This is a genomic window from Vibrio sp. 10N.261.54.A5 (assembly GCF_041471145.1).
In the GTDB taxonomy this organism is placed as follows: Bacteria; Pseudomonadota; Gammaproteobacteria; order Enterobacterales; family Vibrionaceae; genus Vibrio; species Vibrio crassostreae_C.
Window position 1 is genome coordinate 1 of sequence record NZ_JBFRNU010000090.1, and the last position, 9,175, is coordinate 9,175.

The following is a 9,175-nucleotide window of genomic DNA, read 5'->3' on the forward strand; positions in this document are numbered from 1 at the left end:
AAAGTGCGATCCCGCCCTGCACTAGGCAAAGCGATAAAATATACGCTTGGGCAGTGGTCAAAGCTTATTCGTTATATCGACGATGGTCACTTATCTATTGATAATAATCGCGCTGAACGCGCAATTAAACCACTGGTCATTGGCAGGAAGAACTGGCTGTTCTCTAACACACCAAACGGTGCTGATGCGAGCGCGATGCTTTACAGCATCATCGAGACCGCGAAAGCCAACGGTCTTATCCTCTACGACTACATGGTCAAGTGCATGAAAGAGCTGGCGAAAGCTGAGCCTGATATCGACGCACTCCTGCCTTGGAACTTCAAACACTGACAAGTCGCCCCGTGGGTTCATGGGGCGGATACTGTCGATTTACTGGCATATCTATCTCAAAAATAAGGAATCAATTATGTTAATAAATGACTAATCTAAAAAAATTGATGCTACCAGTAGCTCAGCCCCAAAGACAGACGGGTGGTCATCATCAAAATAGAGCGACTTTCCTTTCATTACTGCGTAACACCCCGCCTTTTTGCAAAATATGTCTCTCGGATATATGAAATGTACGTTACTTGGATACGTGGTTGAATTAAAATGGCTTACAGCTAATTGATTACGAATGTCATAATCGCTTAGATTGTTATCAATTAAGCTATCAAAATCCTGATTATAATATAACTTTTGTCCTATCAGAGATGACACCGTTCGGCTTAGTTCTGGAATCGGATAAAAAACATAAATATTTTCTTTACGCTTTGAAAGTTTATTTATTGTATCGTCAATCGACAAAAATATCTCGTCACGAAGTTCAGGTCTAGTTTCAAGATGCATAGTAAATCTATGATTAAAAACAACGTTTTTTACTTTCTCATCGTTCAATATCTCATCCAATGATTCCTTGTACCAATTAGCGCATTTGCTTGTTGACGTACTGACATGCAAAGATGGCATACATCCTGAAAAACTGAAGTGTTTGACACCTTCATCCTTTGCTTTTAGACGCTCTGCCAGAGCATAAGCTATTTCTACAGTATGACTATCTCCAAATGTAGCCCATGTCACTTCGCTCCCCTGATAAATACAACTTTCCTTTGGTGATTTATATTTATTTATATGGCATAGGTCTCTGTAAGGGCTCGATTTGGCTGATTCAAGCATAGAGATATATTTAGAATCGAATCTGTGTTGAAATCCATTATTAATAAATATAGTGCTAGAGAGAGCAATCAAGCTTAATGCGTACCAAAAAGGCTTGACTTGTAGCGTCTTCCTCCATTGTTGCCAACTAAATAGATTAATCGATTCGATATACCTGTTACTTACAAAGCCCAAAATAACTGAAATAAAAATACCAAGATAAACATAAAAATTATCTAGTGAAAATTGATAGATACCTACAACAATTGGCCAATGCCAAAGATAGATAGAATAGGACCATTTACCAAGAGCCTGAAAGGCAATATTATTAGTTACAGCACTATTTTGCCTATTCGCAACGATAATTAAATATGAACCTAAGACTGGTACAAGAGCCCAATGTCCAGGCCATGCTATGTCGCTAGAGATGAAGGCATAAGAGAGCAGAATTAATAACACCCCTGAGTACTCAACTATCTTTTTATAGTTATATGTAAGTGCTATGGGATACAAAAACGCTACCCCCCCAAACATCATCTCCCACGCACGAGTCGGAAGTAAGTAATAAGCTGGGTTTGGCCATTTTATTGTTGCTACAACACTGAATGCAAAGCCCAATACCGTTCCAAATACCAGCAGACGTTTAATATTCCTAATAGACAGAAACTTCTTAAGCACCATCAACAGCGCGGGATAAATGATATAGAACTGCCACTCTACTGATAGCGACCACGTATGCAGTAGCCATTTTTCATGGGATGCAGCATCAAAATAGCCGGACTCGCGCCAATAAATGGCATTAGATAAGAAGCTCATAGTGCTAGCAGTGTGCTTACCGAGAGCCTTATAGTCCATTGGAATAAGGTATAACCACCCAAATACCAACATCGCTAAACACAGTACTGCTAATGCTGGAATGATACGGTTGGCACGAGCTACATAGAACTTGAACAGATTGAAATCGTCATTTTCCAATCCACGGAAAATAATACTGGTCATAAGAAAACCAGAAATAACAAAAAACACATCAACACCAGCAAAGCCACCAGGCACCCAGCTTGGGTTAAAGTGAAAAAGCACAACGGCAAGAACTGCTATCGCTCTTAATCCATTAATATCGTATCTAAAACTCATAGGTCATCTTCTAGGGTACGCTACACACGTAAATGAGAGCAAAATTAATTACGGAAATCGCCTCAAAGACTCCACCAATGTTTACCAATAAGCTAATTGTCGACAGACATCTTTCGGCTGTCGATTTGAGCTTAAGAGAGGTAGTTCAGAGAGAGCATTTTTTATGTTAGCAATTATGAATCAAACGCAGAGCTAACCGCTTTTAAGTATTTATTAATAACGATTTTTTCATCAAATTCATTTTCAACTTTAATGCGGCTTATTTCACCCATAGATAAGCGCTGCTCGTGTGACAGGTTTATCATCAACTTTAGCTTTTCAACAAGACTTGATGTGCTTCTCGGTTCGCACAAATAGCCATTAATACCATCATCAACAGTCTCACGGCAGCCTACATTATCAGTCGTCACGATAGGTTTACCCATAGCACAAGCTTCAAGCAAGGATTTTGGAACCCCTTCACGGTAGAAGGATGGTAACACCATGCAATCAACTTTTGCTATTTCAGCTTCAACGTTATCCGATGTGCCAAGATAGTTAACTACCCCCTCTTCGATCCAAGCACTCATTTCAGCTTTTGAAACGGAAGAAGGGTTCTTGACATCAAGAAACCCGAGTAAACAAAATTCAACTTTGTCACCGTATTTGGATTTTAGTTCACGAGCCGCTTCCACATAGTGTCCAATACCTTTGTCGTAAAGCATTCTCGCGATCAGTAAAAAACGAACCACACCATCATCCTCACTAGGAGACAGAGAAAAACGAGTTAGATCCGCACCAGAGCCAGGTACTCTATCTGTGATATCAAGAGGAGCCAGTCTGTGTTTGGCAAATAGTTCTCTATCTTCATTGTTTTGGAAGAAAATAGTATGCGCTTTAGGTTGGCTGATTTTATATAAGAAACGAGCGAGTTTAGCCGTGGTGTTCTCTTCGATAAAAACCATGCCAAGCCCTGCGATATTATTGACAGATTTTGCACCAAATAATGAAGCAGCCAAAGTACTATAAATATTGTTCTTTGGCGTAAAGTTCAGAACTACATCAGGGCGTAGTTTTCTGTAGAGTCCAATAAACCTCAAAAAGGTACCCACGTCGTTAACTGGATTGGTGCCTCCTTGGTCAATCTCAATATGTTGGTACTCCGCTCCTAAATCTGCAAGTTTTTGCGAGTAATCATCCTTGGGAGAAACCGCAATTACTCGATAACCCTCTTTAAGCAAGGCTAATATCGTGTTTTTACGAAAATTATAGAGATACCAACTCGTATTGGAGGTAATAACTACGGTCTTTGATGCACTCATTTTTGATAGTACCCCTTATACCAATCGACAAACTCTTTTACACCCTCTTGAACACCGACTTTTGGCGTGTACCCCGTAGCAGTAAACAAATCTTGCGTATCAGCGTAGGTTTGGTATACATCACCAGGTTGCATCTCGCGGAAGTTTTTCTTAGCTTCAATGCCTAGCTCATCTTCAATTGCCTTCACAAAATCCATCAACTTGATTGGAGAGCCGTGGCCGATGTTATAAACCGCATAAGGCGCAGAGCTGGTTGCTGGAGAACCCGCTTCTACTGTCCAATCGTTATCACGCGTTGGCACCACATCAGCGATACGTACTACCCCCTCAACAATGTCGTTCACGTGTGTGAAATCACGCCACATATCACCATTGTTATTGATATCAATGGTATCGCCATCAAGGATCTTCTTAGTGAAAATAAATGGTGCCATATCTGGGCGGCCCCACGAACCATACACGGTAAAGAAGCGTAAGCCTGTGGTAGGAATGTCGTATAAGTGCGAATAGCTGTGCGCCATCAGCTCATTCGACTTCTTGGTCGCTGCGTACAATGAAACGGGGTGATCGACCGAATCTGACGTTGCAAACGGTGTTTTAGCATTCAACCCGTATACTGAACTTGATGAGGCATAAACCAAGTGCTTCACTTTATTGTGACGACACCCTTCCAGAATGTTCAAATGACCAACAAGGTTTGAATCGGCGTAGGCATGTGGGTTTTCAATGGAATAGCGAACCCCAGCTTGTGCGGCTAAGTGGATCACTTGATCAAATTGCTCAGCGTCAAACAAGTTAGCTACGCCATCACGATCAGCGATATCCAAATGAACCAATTTGAAGTCGTCATGCTGGATGCGATTCAAGCGTGCTTCTTTCAATGCGACATCGTAGTAATCATTCAGGTTATCGACACCAACAACTTGATGGCCTTTCGCAGTTAACTGCTCTACTACTGCACTGCCGATAAACCCTGCAGCGCCCGTTACCAAATACTTCATTACTGATTCCTTAATCTGAACCGAATAAATCGCGCGTATACACTTTGTCTTTTACATCCGCTAACTCTTGAGCCATGCGGTTTGAGACAATTACATCACAGCTTGACTTAAACTGTTCGAAATCCGTTAACACTAGTGAGCGGAAGAACTCTTTTTCTTTAAGCTCGGGTTCAAACACCACCACTTCAATACCTTTTGCTTTAAGGCGTTTCATAATGCCTTGAATACTTGAAGCACGGAAGTTATCAGAACCTGACTTCATCACTAATCGGTAGATGCCCACGCGTCTTGGGTTTCTTTTAATAATAGAGTCGGCAATAAAATCTTTACGTGTGGTATTAGAATCGACAATCGCTCCAATAATATTATTTGGCACATCAGAGTAGTTAGCACGCAGTTGCTTAGTATCTTTTGGTAAGCAGTAACCACCGTAACCAAATGAAGGGTTGTTGTAATGAGAACCAATGCGAGGGTCTAAACTAACCCCATCGATAATTTGACGCGTATCCAACCCGTGGGATTCTGCGTAGGTGTCTAGCTCGTTAAAGTAAGCAACGCGAAGCGCCAAGTATGTATTAGAGAACAGCTTTACGGCTTCGGCTTCTGTTGAATCGGTGTACAGGATCTCAACGTCTTTTTTAACCGCGCCTTCTAACAACAAGTTCGCGAAAACTTGTGCACGCTCAGAGCGCTCACCTACTACAATACGAGACGGGTGTAGGTTATCATATAACGCTTTGCCTTCACGTAAGAACTCAGGTGAAAACATCAGGTTTTCACATTCAAGTTCCTCTTTAATGCGCGCTGTATAACCCACAGGAACGGTCGACTTAATCACCATCACTGCATTTGGGTTAATCGCCATCACGTCTTTAATTACCGCTACAACTGATGATGTATTAAAGTAGTTAGTCTCTACGTCATAATCAGTAGGGGTAGCAATAACTACATAATCGGCGTTTGAATACGCCAACTCTTTATCAAGTGTAGCTGTGAAATTAAGTAATTTATTGGTCAGAAAATCGGTAATTTCAGTATCAACAATCGGAGACTGCTTGTTATTGAGCATCTCTACTTTTTCAGCCACGATATCAACCGCAACGACTTCATGATGCTGTGCAAGCAGCATCGCATTAGACAGACCAACGTAGCCTGTACCAGCAATAGCAATTTTCATTTATAAGCCAACTGTTTAAGTAATAATTAGTTCTAATAAAAAGTATGAACTAGACATTTGTTCATTATATAACAAGGCATCCTTGGTGACAGTTAATTCGAAGGACTATGTAGGCTAATTAAAGGCTGCAAGTCGTTATCTTTCACTTTTCCCAAACCTACGCGCTATTTGTATGAAGAGCGTAACTTTGAAGCTCTTTAGTTGAACGTACCTGACTACCAGTGAACGAAACCTAAACAGAAAAAGTAAGATTAGTCTACGATACCAAACCTATCACATATGGATATCCTGTGTTTTTTGTCAACTGGTGTTGGAAGTGATTTCGATAGTAAAGTGACGAGGCATTGTCATGATCTTAATAGAAATAGTTCTAATAACATACTGATAAATAGGCAAACACTATTAATATTTAATCGTATTCTTCCCAATAACTACCTAATAAATAATCCGCTCCTTTTGAGGAAATAGGTTCCCAACCACTGCCATGACAAAAGGTTAATTCACCAAAATAAATTTTACTATCCACATTATACAAGTCAACGCGAACATACTTAAATTGAGCTGATAACTTTTTTGCAGTGGCTATCAAATCATCCATATTTGAGGGGAAATTGTAACTATCTTCAATTGAGTCATATTTAGGCTGAATATCAAAATCCAAGCGTTTTAAATTCTCATCAAAAAGTGAGCGTTTATGATTGGAAAAACGGTCAGCATCTATTTGAACAATAACTTTAGACTCTTGACCATTAAATACATGTAGTTTGTAATCTGATGGGTAACGTCCATCCTGATGCTTAATCAGTTTTTCAAAAACTATTTGTGGTTTTTCTATATCGTAAAAATTCTCATCAACGATATGCCCCACTTTAATGTTAAGATAGCCATTAAACTGCTTACATATTACATCAAGATCTAATGTTGATTTATCCTCAACAATTAAAACGTTTTCACCACCACCACCATTAGTTGTTTTTAAAACAAAACTACTAGGCAAATCATCAAAGTCACTGGGTGAAATAGTACTTTTAACCTTTAGTAAAGGAATTAAATAACCATCCCCTATTTTCTCACTCACGAACTCTCGCACAGTGTATTTATCAACAAACCTCGACAACGATTTTGGTTCAACATTAAATTTCCTAAAAATTAATTTTTCTGAAAAAGAGCTAGGGCTATTAAGTGAAGGGAAATATCCATGAGTTAGAATAAAACGAAGATAAGTATATCCTTTTTTACCCAATAAAATCCTAATCACATCTCTAACAACATTCTTTAACTTTTTATTAAAGTTCATAACTTAACACTCTAAAATGAAGGGATAAAACTAGCCAGGAACCACATAACATTACAGTTTATTAACTTCTTCGAAGAAGCTCACATCAAAATTAGGGTAGCTTTTTTTGTTGACTATATATCCAACATTAATTTCTTTTATCTTACCATTTGAAAAAATATCATTAAATTTATTAGCTGAATTAGGAATATCATCTAGATTCAAATAAAAAGCGTTCACACCATTTCGAGTATAGTGCTGCATTTCACCAACAGGATTAATAACGGCAATAAGCCCATTTTTAATCGCCTGATAAACAGAGATAGCCATCCCTTCTGCAAGACTACTTTGTAGATAATAGTTATAATTTTTCATCTCATCTTCTATTTTAGTCGGCAAAACATTTCCATGGACGGTCACTACATCAGTCATTCCTTGCTCGCTTATGTAAGTCAACAGATTATCCAACTCTCCATCATCTCTACCATATAAATCGAATGTAGCATTTAAACCTAAAGTATTTAGATTTTTTATAAAATCAATAGATTGATGCAAGTTTTTCTGCTTACAAAAACGCCCTACAAAAACAAAGGTAAGAGGATCAAAGCTAGCCTCTTTGGGAGCATTAGAAAAACTGACATTCATAGGAACAACAACAGCACCCTTTCGGCGCATTTTATGTTCAAACCATTCCTTAGATTCTGATGAATCAGTAAATATAAAATCAGCCATATAAATGGAAAGCTGAGATATTGTATTGTTAATAAAATGGCCAAACCCAGCATTATGTACAAAGTGAACCCTTTTAATTTTTGGGGTTATTAGTTTATAAATTAAACTTACTAAATGAGCTCTCCATAGTGAACTTACAATAGTTTTCGGTTTCAATTTTATTAAAAATCTTATAGCGTTAATATAACCACCACAAATATATAGCCTTGATTTTTCATCTTCGGTTAGTGAATTGTATAAATCCTCATCACAACCTTTTACTGCCATAACCTTATAGTCAGTATTTGATTTACTTTTTAGGAGACTAAGAACTCCCACTTCAACACCACCAACTTGCATAGCATTAATAATATGAATTGCTTTTTTCATGTAAATCAATTTAACCAATAATAAAAATAAGAATCAAATTCATAGTTAGGTAAATAACGCGTGTATAACGTCCAAACTATGAAAGCCAAAAAAGAAGATCCGAATAAAATTAGATTACCATAAGGTTTCAAATACTTAGAATTAACATTTTCATCCCTTCTACTAACCAACATCCAACAGAAAGTATTTAAAAGAATAAAGTAATATGCGAACCGATCTGCGATTGTTGAAGAAAGAATAGAGAAAAGAACAATTAAAGGAAAAGAGAACAGAACTAGATAAATGAGTCGTTTTTCTATTAAAGAGAACTCTTTTACTGCTCTATAATGCAACATCAATAATAAAGATGGGGCAATCAAGTATAATGCACGTAAATATAAGCCCGCACTATCCATAGTTCCTTCTAAATATTGCTCATATTCACTTAGCATCGAAAATACAATCGCAGGGACAACTAGCAACAAAATAATCGATAAGTATCTCTTTTTGATTTTAATAAAAAATAAAGGTGCAAAGCACAAGGCAGAAGTGTGAAATGAGCCTGCAATAACGATAAATAATAAAAAACGGTTCTTATTGTCATTGACTAAACAAGAGATTGCATAAATGAAGATACTAAGTGCTACCGCCTGGCGGGTATAATTCAGGCCAGACATCACGAAATGATACGGAGCAACAATAGCGAAGAAATAAAAAGGGTTTAGTCCAATATTTTTAAGTGCAAAAAGTGTAAAACTAATAAACAAAGCTGTTGATAAAAAAATAACTGTGACAATGCCCTTGTCAACATAATAAGCAATAATATTAAGAAGTTTATAGCCTATTTCTGGTGTAGTAAATTCAAACAGATTGTCACCATAACCAGCGTGCCTGTAGTAAGAGCGAATATAATTCCCCCAATCTACACCAACTTCAAATCGAAACCCATAGATTATCAAAAACATGATAACGATAAAGATAACAAATATATTTCTATCATTGTTATAAATAGAAAGTCGATCATAGAAATAACCGAAAGCTATAAAGAGAAAAATTGTTATATAATATATAG

Annotated in this window: 8 protein-coding genes; 1 reads left to right on the top strand and 7 read right to left on the bottom strand. The window is 37.7% G+C overall.

The genetic code is table 11. The features are described from left to right. On the top strand, positions 1-330 hold a 330-nt coding region (locus AB4329_RS21700), incomplete at its 5' end, for a transposase (RefSeq protein WP_372139259.1). Between the two features lie 90 nt (positions 331-420). Here the strand turns inward: AB4329_RS21700 and AB4329_RS21705 are convergent. From AB4329_RS21705 to AB4329_RS21735, 7 genes are all read right to left on the bottom strand, one after another. Continuing rightward, positions 421-2,268 (bottom strand): acyltransferase family protein, encoded by a 1,848-nt coding sequence (locus AB4329_RS21705; RefSeq protein ID WP_372139261.1) that lies wholly within the window; start codon positions 2,266-2,268, stop codon positions 421-423. 173 nt (positions 2,269-2,441) lie between these two features. Further along, positions 2,442-3,569, bottom strand: a complete 1,128-nt coding sequence (locus AB4329_RS21710; RefSeq protein ID WP_372139262.1) for a glycosyltransferase family 4 protein — start codon at positions 3,567-3,569, stop codon at positions 2,442-2,444. Further along, positions 3,566-4,570 carry an NAD-dependent epimerase gene (locus AB4329_RS21715; RefSeq protein WP_372139263.1) on the bottom strand — a complete coding sequence of 335 codons (1,005 nt, stop codon included), beginning with the start codon at positions 4,568-4,570 and terminating at the stop codon, positions 3,566-3,568. Before AB4329_RS21715 ends, AB4329_RS21710 begins: the two co-directional genes overlap by 4 nt. A 10-nt stretch (positions 4,571-4,580) precedes the next feature. Beyond that, positions 4,581-5,747 (bottom strand): nucleotide sugar dehydrogenase, encoded by a 1,167-nt coding sequence (locus AB4329_RS21720; protein WP_372139264.1) that lies wholly within the window; start codon positions 5,745-5,747, stop codon positions 4,581-4,583. A 409-nt stretch (positions 5,748-6,156) separates the two neighbouring features. Further along, complete coding sequence (locus AB4329_RS21725) at positions 6,157-7,044, bottom strand: ATP-grasp fold amidoligase family protein (RefSeq protein ID WP_372139266.1); 888 nt, start codon at positions 7,042-7,044, stop codon at positions 6,157-6,159. Positions 7,045-7,095: 51 nt separating this feature from the next. Continuing rightward, positions 7,096-8,124: a glycosyltransferase gene (locus tag AB4329_RS21730; RefSeq protein WP_372139267.1), complete on the bottom strand. Its 1,029-nt coding sequence runs from the start codon at positions 8,122-8,124 to the stop codon at positions 7,096-7,098. A 5-nt stretch (positions 8,125-8,129) separates the two neighbouring features. Further along, positions 8,130-9,175, bottom strand: a 1,046-nt coding sequence (locus AB4329_RS21735; protein ID WP_372139268.1) for an EpsG family protein, incomplete at its 5' end; no start/stop codon positions are given.

Bases quoted from the DNA above. Each gene is read 5' to 3' on its own strand.
- AB4329_RS21725 (WP_372139266.1), bottom strand. From the start codon at position 7,044: ATGAACTTTAATAAAAAGTTAAAGAATGTTGTTAGAGATGTGATTAGG.
- AB4329_RS21730 (WP_372139267.1), bottom strand. From the start codon at position 8,124: ATGAAAAAAGCAATTCATATTATTAATGCTATGCAAGTTGGTGGTGTT.
- AB4329_RS21705 (WP_372139261.1), bottom strand. From the start codon at position 2,268: ATGAGTTTTAGATACGATATTAATGGATTAAGAGCGATAGCAGTTCTT.
- AB4329_RS21715 (WP_372139263.1), bottom strand. From the start codon at position 4,570: ATGAAGTATTTGGTAACGGGCGCTGCAGGGTTTATCGGCAGTGCAGTA.
- AB4329_RS21720 (WP_372139264.1), bottom strand. From the start codon at position 5,747: ATGAAAATTGCTATTGCTGGTACAGGCTACGTTGGTCTGTCTAATGCG.
- AB4329_RS21710 (WP_372139262.1), bottom strand. From the start codon at position 3,569: ATGAGTGCATCAAAGACCGTAGTTATTACCTCCAATACGAGTTGGTAT.